The 17,267-nt window shown below is 30.6% G+C and carries 18 protein-coding genes and 1 riboswitch; all 18 genes read right to left on the bottom strand.

Annotation, left to right across the window (positions count from 1 at the left end):
- Positions 1 to 2,082 carry a phosphate ABC transporter permease PstA gene (gene pstA / locus QPK10_RS04330; protein WP_368486794.1) on the bottom strand — a complete coding sequence of 694 codons (2,082 nt, stop codon included), beginning with the start codon at positions 2,080 to 2,082 and terminating at the stop codon, positions 1 to 3.
- Complete coding sequence (gene ptsS, locus QPK10_RS04325) at positions 2,082 to 3,377, bottom strand: phosphate ABC transporter substrate-binding protein (RefSeq protein WP_368486793.1); 1,296 nt, start codon at positions 3,375 to 3,377, stop codon at positions 2,082 to 2,084. The genes pstA and ptsS overlap by 1 nt, the downstream gene beginning before the upstream one ends.
- 91 nt (positions 3,378 to 3,468) lie before the next feature.
- The gene (locus tag QPK10_RS04320) at positions 3,469 to 6,423 is read right to left on the bottom strand and encodes a chromosome segregation protein SMC (protein ID WP_368486792.1); all 2,955 of its coding nucleotides are present in this window, start codon (positions 6,421 to 6,423) and stop codon (positions 3,469 to 3,471) included.
- A 126-nt stretch (positions 6,424 to 6,549) separates the two neighbouring features.
- Complete coding sequence (gene guaA / locus QPK10_RS04315; RefSeq protein ID WP_368486828.1) at positions 6,550 to 8,085, bottom strand: glutamine-hydrolyzing GMP synthase; 1,536 nt, start codon at positions 8,083 to 8,085, stop codon at positions 6,550 to 6,552.
- A gap of 1 nt (position 8,086) precedes the next feature.
- Positions 8,087 to 8,611 (bottom strand): phosphoribosyltransferase, encoded by a 525-nt coding sequence (locus QPK10_RS04310; protein ID WP_368486791.1) that lies wholly within the window; start codon positions 8,609 to 8,611, stop codon positions 8,087 to 8,089.
- 78 nt (positions 8,612 to 8,689) lie between these two features.
- Positions 8,690 to 8,787: riboswitch (purine riboswitch) on the bottom strand.
- Positions 8,788 to 8,903: 116 nt separating this feature from the next.
- Positions 8,904 to 9,587 (bottom strand): hypothetical protein, encoded by a 684-nt coding sequence (locus QPK10_RS04305; RefSeq protein WP_368486790.1) that lies wholly within the window; start codon positions 9,585 to 9,587, stop codon positions 8,904 to 8,906.
- A 185-nt stretch (positions 9,588 to 9,772) separates the two neighbouring features.
- The gene (locus QPK10_RS04300) at positions 9,773 to 10,006 is read right to left on the bottom strand and encodes a hypothetical protein (protein ID WP_368486789.1); all 234 of its coding nucleotides are present in this window, start codon (positions 10,004 to 10,006) and stop codon (positions 9,773 to 9,775) included.
- 239 nt (positions 10,007 to 10,245) lie between these two features.
- The gene (locus QPK10_RS04295; protein WP_368486788.1) at positions 10,246 to 11,004 is read right to left on the bottom strand and encodes a DNA-processing protein DprA; all 759 of its coding nucleotides are present in this window, start codon (positions 11,002 to 11,004) and stop codon (positions 10,246 to 10,248) included.
- Positions 11,005 to 11,084: 80 nt separating this feature from the next.
- Positions 11,085 to 11,744, bottom strand: coding sequence for an MmcQ/YjbR family DNA-binding protein (locus QPK10_RS04290; RefSeq protein WP_368486787.1), 660 nt, complete (start codon positions 11,742 to 11,744; stop codon positions 11,085 to 11,087).
- 86 nt (positions 11,745 to 11,830) lie between these two features.
- Positions 11,831 to 12,436 (bottom strand): ribonuclease HII, encoded by a 606-nt coding sequence (locus QPK10_RS04285; protein ID WP_368486786.1) that lies wholly within the window; start codon positions 12,434 to 12,436, stop codon positions 11,831 to 11,833.
- Between the two features lie 3 nt (positions 12,437 to 12,439).
- Positions 12,440 to 13,318, bottom strand: coding sequence for a ribosome biogenesis GTPase YlqF (ylqF, locus tag QPK10_RS04280; protein WP_368486785.1), 879 nt, complete (start codon positions 13,316 to 13,318; stop codon positions 12,440 to 12,442).
- 75 nt (positions 13,319 to 13,393) lie between these two features.
- Positions 13,394 to 14,269, bottom strand: coding sequence for a ribosome biogenesis GTPase RsgA (locus QPK10_RS04275; protein WP_368486784.1), 876 nt, complete (start codon positions 14,267 to 14,269; stop codon positions 13,394 to 13,396).
- 49 nt (positions 14,270 to 14,318) lie between these two features.
- On the bottom strand, positions 14,319 to 14,672 hold the full coding sequence (rplS, locus tag QPK10_RS04270; RefSeq protein WP_368486783.1) for a 50S ribosomal protein L19: 354 nt from the start codon (positions 14,670 to 14,672) through the stop codon (positions 14,319 to 14,321).
- A gap of 93 nt (positions 14,673 to 14,765) precedes the next feature.
- Entirely contained in the window at positions 14,766 to 15,497 is a 732-nt protein-coding gene (gene trmD, locus QPK10_RS04265; protein WP_368486782.1) for a tRNA (guanosine(37)-N1)-methyltransferase TrmD, read from the bottom strand.
- A complete protein-coding gene (gene rimM, locus QPK10_RS04260; protein WP_368486781.1) occupies positions 15,498 to 15,992 on the bottom strand; it encodes a ribosome maturation factor RimM in 495 nt (164 codons plus the stop codon).
- Positions 15,993 to 15,994: 2 nt separating this feature from the next.
- On the bottom strand, positions 15,995 to 16,246 hold the full coding sequence (locus tag QPK10_RS04255; protein WP_368486780.1) for a hypothetical protein: 252 nt from the start codon (positions 16,244 to 16,246) through the stop codon (positions 15,995 to 15,997).
- Between the two features lie 16 nt (positions 16,247 to 16,262).
- Positions 16,263 to 16,565, bottom strand: a complete 303-nt coding sequence (gene rpsP / locus QPK10_RS04250) for a 30S ribosomal protein S16 (protein ID WP_368486779.1) — start codon at positions 16,563 to 16,565, stop codon at positions 16,263 to 16,265.
- A 195-nt stretch (positions 16,566 to 16,760) separates the two neighbouring features.
- Entirely contained in the window at positions 16,761 to 17,219 is a 459-nt protein-coding gene (locus tag QPK10_RS04245) for a hypothetical protein (protein WP_368486778.1), read from the bottom strand.
- Positions 17,220 to 17,267: the final 48 nt, after the last annotated feature.

Here is a 17,267-nt window from a genome sequence, read left to right as displayed (position 1 = left end):
TTATTCCCCCCGATCTTGGTCTTTTTTATTTTTTCTTCTGCTAAATATAGCGGTAATTTTTTTTCAATAATAATTTAAATTATCAATCTTTTTCAAGCAATATTCTTTATAATTAAAGTTTTTAATCAATTTAATTCGTAGTTTCCATTTTTCTTTCAAGGGAATTCGATGATAACCTGGCGCAAATTTTTTAGAAATTAAACTAGCACAGCCATTAATAATTAAGATTAATACCATAATAACAAAGGCTAGCTCGTACATTACCCGCATTGCATCAGCAGTTGCACCTTCTTTTCATAACATTAAAATTTCGGTTGTCATACTAGCTCCTGGTGACATAAATCCGGCAATTGGTAAGCGCACTGCGGTTCCTAATGTTAAATAAACTGGAGCCGATTCACCAATAATTCTTCCCATTGCTAAAATAATCGCGGTCATAATTCCTGGCAGCGCATTTGGAATAACAACTTTAACAGTTGTCGCTGTTTTAGAAGCTCCTAATGCTAAGGACGCTTGGCGAAGAGCATTATCAACTCCGGATAGTGAATCTTCAATACTCCTAATCATAATTGGCAGAATTACAATTGTTAAGGTTAAGCCGGCTGCTAAAATTGACAAGGGTAAATGACAAACCCCAATAAAGAATGCTAACCCAAAGGTTCCGTAAATAATACTTGGCGTTGATGCTAAAACATCAATTGCAAACCGGACTGCTTTTGTTAAAAAACTTGTGGGTTGGGCATATTCATTTAGATAGATTGCCACAAACATACTCAAGGGAATTGCAAAAATCATTGAACAAATAACTAACAACAATGTTACCAGAAATGTTGCTAAAATTCCAGCCCCTTCATTATAAGTTGATGTCGAAATTAAATCATGTCAGACCATTCCAAAGAGTCCCTTTACAATAATACTAATAATAATTGTTAAAGTAAAGGCAACGACAATAACAGTTGATGAGATCATAAAGAATATTCCAATTCCATCGCCAACTTTTGACCACCGACGTTTTTTTTCAATTTTTTCATAAAAGATACCATTAATTTTTTCTGGGCTGTACGCTTTACTTAAGACTAGTGGTTTGCCTGGTCGTTTTGTGTGACGAGTCATTTTACGTTTGCGTGATGCTTGCGAAGATACAACAATAATGTTAATTAAACAAACAATCATAAATAAAATTAACCCAATCGCATATAAAGCAGATTCATGCATTGGTCCAGAGTTTTCTAACATTTCTAATCCAATTGTAGAAGCTAAGGTAGCAATTGAAGAAAAAATAAAGTTTAAGAAGCCACTATTTAATTTTAACCCATCAGGGGCATTTCCACAAATCATCATCACGGCCATTGTTTCCCCAATAATGCGGGCCATTCCCATCATTACGGCTGTAATAATTTTGAAATATGCCGAGCGAAAAACAATTCGGTAAGTAGTATTTGTTTTACTTAACCCTAAAGCTAAAGAACCAAAGCGATAAGCTTCCGGAACATTATCAATAGCATTGATACTCAATGAAATCATGATTGGTAACCCCATAAAAGCTAACGTAATTGAAGTAACTAATAAATTAGCTTCGGCGGGAGCTCCTAATAACATAAATAGTGGACCTAAGATTGATAAAGCAAACAGTCCAAACACAACTGATGGGATCCCAGCTAATAACTGGACAATTCCAATCACACGACGTTTCCATTTTGGGGATAGATATTCACAAATAAATAGGGAAGAAAAAATGGTTAACGGAATGGCAATTGCTAAAGAAAATAATAAGACAAAGAAAGTTGAGATAATAATTTTTCAAATTCCAAAGTCATTATTATTTGCAATTCATGAGCCACCACTTAAAAATCCTCAAAAACCACCAGCATAATTTTGGAAGAAATAAACTGATTTATAAATAATGAACCCCACTAAAACTAATAAAATAATAACTGTTAAAATTCCAAAAAAGTAAATTAACAATTTTGAACCAAAATCAGTTAATTGCTTGCGACCTTTAAAGTTATTTAAAAACTTATATTTTAAGTCACTTAATCAAGTTTTAAAATTCCTTTTATTTGTTACTTCGTTATTTTTCATTAGTTACTTACCTCATCTGTTCCCGTATAAACTGGGTAATTATGATCATAATGGGGATTTTGACGAATAATATAATCCCAAATACTTAAATATTTTTTGTTCATTCCTCAACCGGGAAGGGTTCCATTCCCATTAATTGCAAAGTTAGTATTATTATTATACTTTAAAAAGTAAATATCATCATGGGTTAATGGTTGGTCTCCTTCATGGATATACCAATAGGCAGCATCATTTGGTGTTAGCGGAATGCCGCGTTTTTGATAATCATCATATGGTTTGGGATCTAGCATTCAAGCAATAAATTCTAGCGCTTTGTTAAAATGTTTCCCCTCAGTATTAACGATTCCGGTAAAGGGGCGGACCAATGAGTAATCTGGATTAAAATCATATGTTTTGGTACTATCTTCATAGACATATGGTAGTTCTGATTTGGGATCACTCGCTCCCGTAACACTAGCAACTGCTTGGATTCCTAATTCGGGGTCACTTGCCACACGTTCAATAAAAGAAAATGATAAATAACCAATTGAACCCGGCGTTGTTGCTAAGGTTTGGTACATTGCTCCGTTAGAAGAAGCAACTTGGTCAGTACTATAACTTTTTGTTTTAATAACACTACTTTCAAAGAAATCTCGTGTTCCACTGCCAGCTTCTCTAGTTAATGTATAAAAGCCACTATTGCCACCGGCTGGTGAACAAACTAACTGATCTTTAAAAGCTGCTCCTCAGGTAATATTATGGTCATAAATCTTTTGAATTAACTTAGTTCCATCCCCACCAAAAAATGCCGAAAAATTAAGCGGGATTGGTTTATTTGTTAGGGGGTCTGTTTTTAAACTACACCCATTTGGTAAATGATAGGTTAGCAAAATGTAATCACGCGCAAATACAAAACGTAAAACATGCTTATTATTTCATAAATTCTGGGCGTTCGCTCCGTTATCACCCGTTTTTGGTGTTGAATTAACATCCTTTGATAAAAATCCAAAGGCGTAACTTCCATTTTGGACCCCAACCAAAGCAGCCGCACTTCCTAAAGCATTATAAACAATATCCTCACCACGATTTTTCTTATATTGTTCGGTAATATCATTCATAATGGGAGCCACTGAGGTACTTCCCCCGGCCACAATAACGTTACTTGCTGTTGATACAGTTCAAATTACAATCGCAACAACTAGAATTAAGACAAAAACAATAATTGTCATCATTCGATGGTTAGTAATTTCTTCCCATAGTTTTTTTCATATTTCACACTTTTTGGTACTTTTATTGTGCGCGCCTTTTTTTGACATCCCGTCTATTAGTCTCCTTATATCCGATGGTCTCAATACAATATAAATGTTTGCCTTAATTGTATCAAAAAAAATAAAAAAACATATAGTTTTATGTTTTTTTATTTTTTATTTGAGCAATCATCTCTTCTGCTTGCTTTAATTTAATTCCGACAATTTTCGTAACCCCTTTTTGTTGCATAGTTGCTCCATATAAGACATCACAATGCTCCATCGTTCCTACCCGGTGGGTTACAATAATAAACTGCGTGGTATTAACAAAAGTTCGAATATATTTTGCAAATCTTTCAACATTTGCGGGGTCTAATGGCGCTTCTGCTTCATCTAAAATAACTAAGGGAATCGGACGGACTTTTAGAATCGCAAATAAAACTGACAAGGCAACTAAGGATTTTTCACCACCAGATAATAAGTTTAAATTATTAATATTTTTTCCGGGGGGAGATATTTTGATATCAATTCCCGTTTCTAAAATATTATCTGGTTCAGTATAAATAATTTTTGCGGTCCCGCCCCCAAATAATACTTCAAAAGTTGACGGTAATGCCTGGTTAACTTCTTTGATTGTTTTATCAAATTGTTCTTCCATTAAACTATCCATTTCATCAATTGAAGTTAACAGATTTCGAACAGCATTATTAATATCATCATATTCGTTTTTCATAAAACTATAGCGTTCATACTCTTCTTGATACTCTTGGATGGCATCTAGATTAACATTGCCAATTGTTGCCAATTCACTTCGTAATTCTTTAATTTCTTCTCGAATTTCATCTTCATTTTCAATTGATTTTAATGCTAATGTTTTAGCATGGTCATAGGTCATATGATATTCCTCAGTTAACCGACTTAAATCCTGTTGGATTTTTGAATTTAACATTGTAATATCGGTATTTAATTTCCCAACTTTTTCTAATAAAACTGCGGTGTAATGTCTTTTTTCCGAAATCACATTGTTTAACTCATTCAAATGGGTTAATTGTTTTTCTTTTAAACTCCGAGCCACATTCAGTTGTTGTTCAACTTCAGTTTTAAGAATTTCTTTATGGTTGATTTGGTCAAGAATTCCAACAATATTTTTACTCTCGACAACTTCACTTTCATCAATATTTTTTGAAGTTAATAACTGATATTCATTTTTTAATTTACTTTTATCCTGGTCAAGAATTTCAATTTGACGTTTGCTTGCCCCAATTGAACTTTGATTTTCATTAATAATTTCATTAATTTCATCTAGCTTATTGTTTAGTTGGTTCAAGGTTTGGTTCAGTTCATCATATTTTTTTAATTTTTCATTAATTTGGTGTTTTAAAGCTTCAACTTCTTTTTCGGGATTAATAAGAATTTGTTTAGTTTTCCGATTTCCCCCCGAAATAGCTCCCTGGGGACGGATTAACTCTCCTTCTAAAGTTAAAACATTATATTTATAAGAAATTAATTTTGCTACTTCTTGGGCACTATCAAAATTTTGACACACAAGATAGCGACTTAATAAATAGTCAATTGCTGGTTGGTATTCTTTGCTAGTTTTTACTAATTTGTGGGCAATTCCTAAATAACCTTTAACTGATTGAATAATAAACTCTTCATCATCACGAAGATAACGGGGAGTAATAATATCCAACGGAATAAAAGTTGCGTGCCCAGCCTTATTTTGTTTTAAATAGCCAATTGCTTTTTTGGCACTATCAACATTTTTTACCACAATATCTTGCAAGCGACCACTCAAGGCAATTCCAATCGCTTGTTCATACTGAGTGTCAACCGTAATTAACTCTTGGACCAGTCCAATAATTCCGGGTAAAACATTCTTATTATTAATAATATTGCGAACACCCTCGTGTAAGTTATCATTATTTTCAAAACTTCGTTGTAAACGGTCAAGATCATTTTCTAACCGAAAGATAGTTTTATTAAGAGCTCCTAGTTCCTCGCTATATTTAGTCTGTTCTTTTAAATAATTATTTCGAATTGTTTTATTTTCCGTTTGTTGAGTATTTAAAAGTGCTAACTTTTCTTGTTCATTATCCAAAGCGATTTTTAGTTCATTAAAATCATGGAGCATATTGCTAACAGTAATATCACTATTTGACATTTTTAAAGCATTTTCTTTATTATCCAATTCAATCTTTTGAACTTTTAAATCACTAATTTCATTAACTAACACTTGAAACTGTTTTGATAAGGAAGTAATTTTATTATCCAAACTATAATTTTCTTTACTTAAACTATTATACTCATTTTCTTTTAAAGTAATTTCTCGCTCGGCTTCTTGTTTTTCAAAAGTAATTACTTTTTGTTGTTCTTTTAATTCACTTAACTTTTGGTTAAAAAAGGTAACATCTTTAACTAAGATAGCAAGTTCAATCTCATTTAACTTATCTTTTTTAGTTTTATATTTTAAAGCTTTTTCACTTTGCCGTTTTAAGCTTGGCAATTTTCGTTCAATTTCATTAATAATATCTTTAATTCGTGCTAAATTTTCATTTGAACGCTCTAATTTTTTTAGGGATTCTAATTTTCGTTTTTTATATTTAGCAACTCCGGCTGCTTCTTCAAATAATGCTCGACGATCTAATGGTTTTGCTTCGGCAAAGGAGTTAACATTTCCTTGGGAAATAATAGCTAAGGATGATTTCGTAATCCCACTATCCATCGCAAAATCCTGAACATCTTTTAACCGAACTCGCTGTTTATTAATAAAATACTCATTTTCACCACTACCGCGAAAAGTTCGACGGGTTACTTCAATTTCATCATAATCAAGGTCAAAAAAACGGTGGGAATTGTCAAAGGTAACTTTTACTTCGGCCATATTTAATGGTGGTTTTGAACCTGATCCGTTAAAAATAACATCTTCAACACTATTACCCCGTAGTGATTTCATTGATTGTTCCCCTAAACATCAACGGATGGCATCGTTAATATTTGACTTTCCACTTCCATTGGGGCCAACAATTCCAATCATTTCATGCTCAAAATTAATGCTTAATGGTTCAGCAAACGATTTAAAACCAAATGCTTCTAATTTTTTTAAAAATAACACTGCTAAACACGTCCTTGACAATAAATCAATAATTAGTTTTTATTAATTTAATAATAATTCTTAATAATTATTCTATAAATTCCTAATATTTGCAAGATAAAATGTAAACTTTTTAGTTTTTAACTGTTATTCTCATTCAATTGTAGCTGGAGGTTTCGAAGTGATGTCATAAACTACCCGGTTAATACCAGTTACTTCACTAACAATTTTTAAAGATACTTTCGCTAATAATTCATATGGTAATTGACTCCATTCAGCGGTCATGAAATCAGTCGTGTTAACACTACGTAACGCTAAAGTATATCCATAGGTACGTACATCGCCCATCACGCCAACAGATTGGACAGGTAATAAGACGGCAAAGGCCTGTGATACTTTATAATACCAACCACTAGCGTATAATTCATCAATAAAAATTTTATCTGCTGTTTGTAACAGCATAACTTTTTCCTGGGTAATTTCCCCAACAATCCGGACGGCCAGCCCTGGTCCTGGAAATGGATGTTTATAAACAAAATCATGGGGAATTCCTAATAATTCCCCTGTTTTACGGACTTCATCTTTAAAAAGTTCACGTAATGGTTCAATTAATTTAAATGGTAAATTAGATGGTAATCCCCCAACATTATGGTGTGATTTAATTGTTGCCGAAGGTCCTTTAACTGAAACCGATTCTATAACATCTGGGTAAATTGTCCCTTGTCCTAGTCATTTAACATTCGGGATTTTTTTTGCTTCTTCATTAAAAATTTCAATGAATAACCCCCCAATGATTTTTCGTTTTGCTTCGGGACTTGTAACATTTGCCAGCGCCGCCAAAAAACGTTCTTGGGCATTAACTCGAATAATGTTTAACTTAAATTTTTTTTGAAATTGTTGTAATTCTTCTCAACCACTGTCCTGACGTAATAATCCCGTATCCACAAAAATACAAGTCAATTGTTGGCCAATTGCTTGATTTAATAAAACTGCACAAACACTAGAATCGACACCACCCGACATTGCCAAGACAACATGGTCAGTTCCAACTTGGCTTTTAATATTAAGAATTGCTTGGTCAATAAAATTACTTATTTTTCATTCTTTTTGACAATGACAAATATTAAAAATAAAGTTGGTCAATAATTGCACTCCAATTAAAGTATGGGTTACTTCAGGATGAAATTGTAATCCATAAATTGGTAAATTCTGATGTTTAATTGCACTAATTGAATTTATACTATGAGCTAATTGAATAAAATCTGTTGGCATTTTTTCAATATGATCAGCATGACTCATTCAAACTTGAGAATTATTAGGAATATTTGCAAATAAATCTTGGAAATCATCAATAATTAATTCCGCAAAACCAAATTCTTGACGATCAGCTTTGCTTACTGTGCCCCCAAATAAATCACAAATTAATTGCATTCCATAACAAATTCCTAATACCGGAACATCTAAATCAAATAAGGCACGGTCAATCTTTGGAGCGTCACTGGCATAAACAGAAGCTGGTCCCCCTGATAAAATAATCCCCTTACAATTAGCTTGTTTAATTTTTTCATAATCCGTGTTAAATGGTCAAACTTCACAGTATACTTCCAATTCACGAATTCGGCGGGCAATTAATTGGGTATATTGCGAACCAAAATCTAAAATAATAATTTTATTATCCACAATGTTATTCTCCTTTGTATATGTAAATGCCTTTTAACTGGCGATACTTGTCATTATAATCAAAACCATAACCCACCACAAACTCGTTTTTAAGCGCAAACAAATAATCATATTCAAAACGAGGTTTTGGGTGACAATCCGGTTTATCAGCTAAACAAACAATCCGCAAACTAGCTGGTTTTAATTTTTTCAATTCCTCAACTACCACATCTAATGTTTTTCCTGTGTCAATAATATCTTCAATTAATAAAACATCTTGTCCAGTAATTGTCTTGGTAATATGTTTGTTAAAAACGATCTCATCGGTTGACTTCCCATCCAAATAACTCGAAACGCTAATAGTATCCATCACAATGAAAGTATTTAAGTTTCTTAATAAATCACTCATAAAAAATAAGGCCCCATTCATAATCCCAATACAATGTAATGTTTTTCCTTGGTAGATGGTATTTAATTTTTGGGCGTATTCCGTAATTTTTTCTTGAATTTCTGCTTCTGAAATGTATAATTCTAATTTATCAGTATTCATCCTTATTCTCCTATTAAATCTAAAATATAAAAACATAAACTTGCAAAAGTTTATGTTGATGAAATTTAATTAATTACAATAAAATAATCATCAACTCATAGTGTCTCTTTTACGGAAAGACGTAGAAACGCTAGTCCATATTACTAGCATATATAAGTCTTAATATTTTTTATATTTATCTACATATAGAATATATCTTATTATTCCTTGTTTTGCAATAATAAATTTAAAAACAAATAAAATCCTAATAAAATAGGATTCTTTCTATAATAAAAATTGAAAAATTATTTTTTTACCTTGCACCATCTAACTGGGCTAATTTAAGATTTTTTAATTTTGTAAGTGTTTCTTCTTTTTGACAATGTTCTTCTTTTTGCTCTAATAATTTTTTACTTCTGTTTTCTAAATCCGCAATTGCTGGGGAACAATTTGCCTCTGATGGTTTTTCCATGTTTAGAATATCGTCAATATCAATTTTTTCATCATCTTCTTTGCAATCACGAAAATTAAAAATAAAGGAATCTAAATTCAAAGGGTCACTGCTAACCGAGCTAGATTCTCCCAAAAGTTCTGTAATAATCTTAAAATTCTCTTCTTTTCTAGGTTCAATAGATTCTTGCAATAAATTAGTTTGTTCTTTATTTTCAAAAATTATTGGGGGATGTAAAGGATTCTCTGTTAACTTATTAGAATGTAAAACTTCAAATATTTTATGGTGAAGTCTTTGCTGTCGTTGCAGTTCCCTAATTTCTTGTATAATTTCATTACACTTATGAACATCCTTTCTGTAGTGTAATAAGGTTTGAACATTACTTCCAGTTTGTTTCATAACCACATACAACTTAAAATATAGTTCCTGAAATTCTTTATCTAAACCAATAATCCGGGTCATTGCTTGTTTTCTATCCTCCATCAGATTTTGTAGTGAAGAAAAAGTAACAGTCAAATCATCAACTTCATTTGAAATTTGAGTCATTTTTAATTTATTAACTAATTCTTGGCACTCAACACAAAAAACTTTATAAAAATTAGTATTTTTTAAAAATTCATTATATTGGGGTTCTATAAAAACATCACTACAATTAAAATTATCTTTACTAATATTTTTAATTTTATTTGTTAATGATTCATAAAGATCCCATTCAACTTCAATATAATAATCTAATTTTTTTGTAAGTCATTTAAGTTACTAATTTTATTTGCATACTCACAAATGTCTACCTCGGTAATTTTAGCAGGGATTTTACCCATTAATTTAAGAGATCAGTTTTCAAGAATCTTAACTTCATTTCTAACTTTGCTTTGAAAAACTAATATTTCTTCCAACTTATTTTTATATTCAATGGCATCAAGAACTAGCGGTTCAAAAAATTTTGGTAATTCATCAATATTCATTTATTTTGCTTCCTTTCAAGTATTTTCTAAATACTACTTAATAATAGTTAATCTTATGGCAGATATTATTTATAATCATTTTTAGTTTGATAATTATATTTTCTTGCAAAAATATAAAATAGCAATTGCTAGTTTTGGACAATTTAAATACTTAAAATTAAATTATTAAATTTTAATACTTTTCTTTTGTTTAGATATTTTATTTTTTAATAAAAAATTTAAAAACTTTTGCGCCAAGGTTAGTCGTTTGCTCAAGACTGCATAATGTCTGCAACATTTTCAACCACCAATGCTCCTAGTTTAAGATATCGATTATTTTTATTATCCTTGTTAATTTGATCAGGTAAACAAAAAAGTTTCTTTTGATAATCAATGATGTAATTAAATAATTTTTCACTATCATCATATTTATTAGTTTGAATAAATAAAATTCGAAAGGCAAGAGCAATAACAATTCTTCGAATGTGATTTTTGAGATTAATTGATTTTTGATCATAACTCTCGGAAATTACTAAACACTGCCTAATTGTGGAGTTAGGATTATTTAGATAGAAATCACTAATAGAATTTTTATATAAAAAGAAGATAATCTGGCTACCAGCACTTGGTGGCAATGCTGATAAAATTTTTGTGGTTATTGATTCCTCATAAAACATTAAAATTCGTTTTTGATGGTCAACTAACTCTTTAATGAATTTTAGTGTCTGTTGAAAACCATACTGACTTGGTTTGGGACTAATAAATAACAATAAATTTTGATCATAATTTTGTAACAACCTAAAATCACCATAGTAAAAGAGAACGAATGGTGGTTTGTAAATTGATTTTAAAGTTGGAGGATATTGGGGATCTAAAATAGTAATGTATTGACACTTAATCTTGACTTCAAAAGTATCTAAGGCTTCGAAAGAAATCTTTTCTTTACGTTCTAAAGCTTGATAAATCTGATCCCAGTCGCCATGATATTTTAATGCAAAATATAATAAAACTTTATTCATTAAATTTCCTTCTTTCTAATATTTTTAATATATCATTGGTGATTAAAAATAATAAAAATTAATGCTTAGGAAGCATTAATTTATTTTTGCTTAGTTACATTATAATAACTTTCATTAATTAATTCTTTAACTTTGTTTAAATCCGTTTGTTTATTTAATAAAATACTTATTCAAGTTTTGTGATTCATATGGTATCCTTTGAAATAAATTTTATTATCAAGAAGGGTTGTGATGACTTGGGGATCTAATTTTAAATTTAAGATTTCAACTCCACTAGTGTTGGTGCTATTTGGTTGTAATTTATAATATGGAACATTCATAAATAACGCATATCATTTATTATTGTAAGTTGCTTTGACCGTTTGGTATTCCGGTCATTTTTTCCATGGTTTTTCAATGACTGTTGGAAATGTTTCCTGGCAATATTTAAGTAATTTTTCTTGGTGATCAATTTTAGTAAAACATGTATCTAATATTTCCTTGACTAAATCATTAACTTTCGTTTTAACATGGTTTGAATAATTAGTAGTGATTTTTGTATAAAAGGGTTGAAACAATTCTGTTGTTTGTGAATCTAAAACATCTACCTTAATTTTTGCAAAATCCTTATCAATTTTTATTATGGCATTTAAGTTATCCCCTAATGATTTAGTTAAAATGAAACCATCCTGATTATTACTAAACCCATATTGAGAAAGAGTTTCCAAACTGGGTTCCAAATTGCTTAATGCTAATTCCATTCAATCACCTCCTTTTAATTATACGCATATATAATCGTGAATATTATTATAAACTAAAAAATGATGCTTAATAACATCATCATAATTTATTTTTTAAGAAGTTTTTTGACAGGGGCATAAGTTTTTCGGTGTAATGGACACAAGCCATATTTTTCTAATGCCATTAAATGTTCTTTTGTGCCATAACCTTTATTATTTTTGAAGTTATAGACCGGATAATGTTGATGATAATTAATCATCATTAAATCCCTCGTTACTTTTGCTAAAATTGAAGCCGCCCCAATTGATTGGGATAAATTATCACCATCAATAATATTTTGATAATTAAACTGGGTTGATAATTTTTCCGCATCAGTTAAATTTAAGTCCGGTTTTACTTTTAACATTTGAATTGTTTGTTCCATTCCAAAAATACTTGCCCGCTTCGGATTCATTTCTTCAACTTGTTCAACCGAAACTGTGTATATTGCATAATCAAGGGCTACTTTAGTAATTTCAGCAAATAATTGTTCGCGTTGGGCAACTGTTAATTTTTTACTATCTTTAATTGCTGGATTAAAATAATCGGGTGGTAAAACAACAGTTGCAACAACCAATGGTCCCGCTAAACATCCCCGCCCTGCTTCATCACTGCCAGAAAAGATTTTAACTTGCGGATATTTTTTTAATAAATCTTGTTCAAACTGGTTCATAACTTATTTTGTTTCCTCATCAGGAGTTTCAAACGAAAGCAGACCAAATTCATTATTCCATAATTTATTTAAAAAATCTTGGATAATATTATCGACATTATCGGGATTAACAATTTGGAAACGATTTTTTTGCATCAATAATAATAAATCAAACCAAGCATTAGCAGTATCAGCACTAATTTTATAATCACTCGGGATTTGGTAGTTGCTCACTAGTACATTAAAATAATGTTCATAAATTCATTTAATTGCTGCTAAACATATTTCTTCTTTTGGCAAAATATCTTCTTTAATTGATCGGGTAAAAACAAGGCGCAAAGCAACTTGGGGATCGTCAATTTTTGGTCATAAAATTCCGGGAGTATCCAACAACGCAATTTGATCATTAAGTTTTAATCATTGTTGGCCTTTGGTAACTCCTGGTTTATTTCCAACTTTGGCAGAGGTTTTATTAATTAATGAATTAATAACAGTTGATTTCCCAACATTTGGAATTCCTAATATCATAACTTTTAGTTGGGGATTTTTAATGCCTTTTGTATAATCCCGCGCTAATTTATCCTTTAAGATTTCTAAAATTTTTGGAACAATAATTTTAGAAATTTTATGGTGTTTACTATCAACGACAATGACTGGAATTTGGTGATTTTGATAATAATTAAGCCACCTTTCTGTAATTTTTGGATCAGCGAGATCTTTTTTATTTAAAATTATTAACCGCGGTTTATTGTGGCTTAGTTTTGCAACAACGGGGTTTGCTGAGGAAAACGGAATTCGACAATCAACAACTTCAATAATTAAATCAATTAATTTAATTTTTTCATCAATTTGCCGAATTGCTTTGGCCATATGACCAGGAAATCAATTAATATTGGTTGTCATCTTCATTCCTCCAGTTTCTTTCTTTATTATATAAGAAAAACAATCTTTATTGTATTAATAAAGATTGTGTTAATTTTATAAATTATAGTCCTCAACTCATTCTAAGGTAATATTAGTAATCTTATCATTTTTAATATCATCTAAAAATGTTTCACACGCTAAAGTTAAATCAGGTACTTCGGCATCCGGATTTAACAGTCCTTTGACCGTCATAATTTTTAAAAATTGACTAATAATATCATCAACGGTCATATTAACAGTTAGTTTAAGACTATATTTTTCTTCAAGTTTATCTTTATATTTTTTTAATAAAAGTTTAAATGCTTTAATTGCAACAATCTCCACATTATCTTTAATATCAAAAATTCCTAGCATTTGGGTATGTCAATATACTTTTAAATTGGTAAAATTAACCCCAGTAATTGCCGGAGTATCAATAATTTCAATGTTATTATTATATTTTGATACTCGCTGGCGACCAAATAATCCGGTTCCCCCTTTTTTAGTACCCTCTGTAGCCCCAAAGAATAAGCGGTCCACAAAAGCAGTTTTCCCTGATTTGGGCATCCCAATTACAATAATTTTTTTACCTTCAAAGTTCTTTAGATAAGCATCGCATTTTTCTCAGAAGCTAAGATTTTGCTGATCATTTGCTTCTTCAAGAGTTAATGCCATTAAAAGACAGATGATTCCTTTACTTTCAAAATAAGATGTTCATTCAACAGTTTTGCTTTCATCTGCTTGTAAACAATGAGTAAGAATAATCATTCGTTGCTTGTCTTTTAATTCGGGATCCTCATAATTTAATAAATTAGTTCCTGATGCCGGAATTCGAGCATCAGTTACCTCAATAATTAAATCAGCATCTTTTGCTAAATCATACACATTTTGGTTTGCTTTAACAAATTCAGGAGGAACCGAAACAATAATTTCTTCTCTCTCATCTTGCATAGTCTACACACCTCCTATTGATAAGATATTAAAAGACTATCTAACTGATTTACTTTTTAATAACTTCTTTAATACGAGCTGCTTTACCATGACGATCTCTCATATAATAAATTCTTGCTCGGCGCACTTTTCCGTATTTAACAACTTCAATTTTATCAATTAAAGGTGAATGTAACGGGAAGTTTCTTTCTACTCCAGCCCCATTGCTAACTTTCCGAATTGTCACTGACTGGCTAATTCCACTACCTTGTAGTTTAATTACGACACCTTCAAAAATTTGGATCCGTGATTTATTTCCTTCTTGAATTTTAGCATGGACTTTAATTGTATCTCCTGATGAAAACTCAGGGTGATCATTACGAAGCTGATTTTCGACAACTTCATCTACTAAACGCATGTTCATGTTGTTGTTATCCTTTCTATTAAATAATTAATATATGTTGTTGGATTGGACAATGGTTCATAGCAACTAACTAAATAGCCTAGCGGAACCATGTTATTTGTCCTTATTTTTAATTTCTGCTAACCAATCTTCCTCTTGTTTTGTTAAAGTTAAATTTTCTAACAAATCGGGACGACGAAGATAAGTTCTTTTTAAAGCTTGGTACCTTCTCCAATCGGCAATGTTTTGATGATGGCCACTTAATAAAACATCCGGAACTTCTTTTCCCTCAAAAATAAGGGGTTTTGTATAGACCGGGTAATCTAACAATTGGTTAGAAAACGAGTCATTTTGATGAGAATTTTCATTAATAACATCAGTACAAAGTCTTGTTACACTATCAATAATAACCATACTAGCTAATTCACCACCAGTTAAGATATAATCTCCGATTGATAGTTCGAAATCAACATAGTCACGGATTCGCTCATCAAATCCTTCATAATGCCCACAAATTAACATTAAGTCATTGTTATTACTTGCTAAAGATTGGGATAGTGATTGTTTTAAGGTTTGACCCTGCGGAGTTAATAAAATTACAGTCATCCCCGCTGTTTTATTTGCTTGAATTGCCTTAACCACGGGAGGGGCCATCAGGACCATCCCTTCCCCACCACCATATTGATAATCATCAACTTGGTGATGTTTTAAGTCACTATAAGCTCTAATATCAACAATTTTAATGGTAATAATCTTCTTCTCAAGAGCTCTTTTAATAATTGAAGTCCCCATAAAATCATTAAACATATTAGGAAATAAAGTTAGAATAATAAAATTTTTTTGCATTTAAATCACCTTATCTAATATGATTATTTTGTTTTTTTGATCAATTTTTTTTACATATTCATCAACATAGGGAATTAACATAATTTGGTTATTATGATGTAAAAAAACTTCAAAAATTGTATGCGCTTTGGTGGTAAAAGTATTTTTGAGAATTCCGATTTCGTGGTCATTATGCACCACCTTATAATCAACAAGATCTTCAATAACTGTTAATAACCCAGTTGGTAATTCTTTTTCTGGTAAGTAAAGGACTGTTCCGCGGAGTTGCATAACTTCGTTAATACTATTAAATTCTTTAAATTTAATAATATACTGACTATTAGTTTTTTTGAGATTCTTAATTGTTAAGGGTTGATAAACACCTTGCTGTTCAAAAAAGAATACCTTATTAACTAACATTTCCAAGTCCTCTAAGAGAATTAACATTGTTGCCTTAACTTCACCTTTAATAGAGTGCGGTTTATTAATTTTAAAAACTTTAATTAACTCATTCATAATTATAATAATTCAAATGTTAAATTAACTTTTTTATGATCAACTGCCGAACGTAAATTAATTAATTTTCGTAAGCTATTAGCAACTTGCCCATTTTTACCAACCACATGGCCAAAGATTTCGTGGTGACACATTACTAGTAAATTAACAATATCTTGTTCTAATGAAGGAAGCTGACGAATTTCATAAAATAAAATACTATCTTCCTTATTGATTAACGGCTCAATTAGTTTTGTTAACTCATCAATATACATTGCACTTTAACCTTTCCTATTTTTTAGGACTTTTTTGGGGTTTAGCATTAGCTTTTTTAGCAGTTTGTTTGTCATTGTGTAGTCTTGTCATTAATCCTTCTTTACTTAAGATGTCACGAACAGTATCAGTTGGTTGTGCTCCTGTTTGTAATCATTTATAAGCAATTTCATTATCAATGTTTACTTCACCATTAATTGGATTATAAGTTCCAATTAATTCAATGTATTCACCATCACGTTTGACTCTGGCATCAGTTGCGACAATTCGATAAAATGCTGCTTTTTTTCTTCCTGTTCGTTTTAAACGTAATTTAACCATTCTTATATTCCTTTCTATTTTTCTAGTTGTTAAACAATATAACTTAACACCTTAAATATCATATACCATTATAAAAATATGTCAAGTAAAATAACTTAACACCAATATTAATTTAAATTAATTTATAATTTTGTCATTTTCTAATCTTTTTAATAAAATTAACAAAAACCCTTTGTAAATAGGGTTTTTTAGAAGCTAACTAAAGTTAATTGCTTGGATTTTACGACGTGAAATTTCTTGAATTTCATTCGTTAATAATTTATAAATTAAATATTGAATATAAATAAAATCAATATCTGCTAATCGATCGCCATAATTTTCAGCAAGCTGACGTTCAGCTGCAATTAAAAACTTTTCTTTTTCTTGTTTTAGATTTAAATTTTTTCGAAAATGATGATAATATTCTTCACGATATTCTGCTCATAAGGTTTCACATCTTAAAACTAAAATTTTATACATATCAGCTAACAAAAGATTTAACCGTTCTAGGAAACCATCTTCTGATAACACCACGGGACTGTTACGAATTATTTTTAAATCTGTTAATAACATATAAATGGGATTAGTACTATCAATAATTTTTTCAGTTTGGACTACTGTTTCTAACTGATTTTTAATTTTATTATAGTGCAAATCAATGCTCATTGTTTTCATAAGGTTGCTACCTACTTTCTACGAAAATTGCTATAAATTATCATAGTT

This window comes from Spiroplasma sp. DGKH1, assembly GCF_040940205.1.
Classification (GTDB): Bacteria; Bacillota_I; Bacilli_A; order Mycoplasmatales; family Mycoplasmataceae; genus Spiroplasma.
This window is presented reverse-complemented; position numbering and strand designations above follow the sequence as displayed.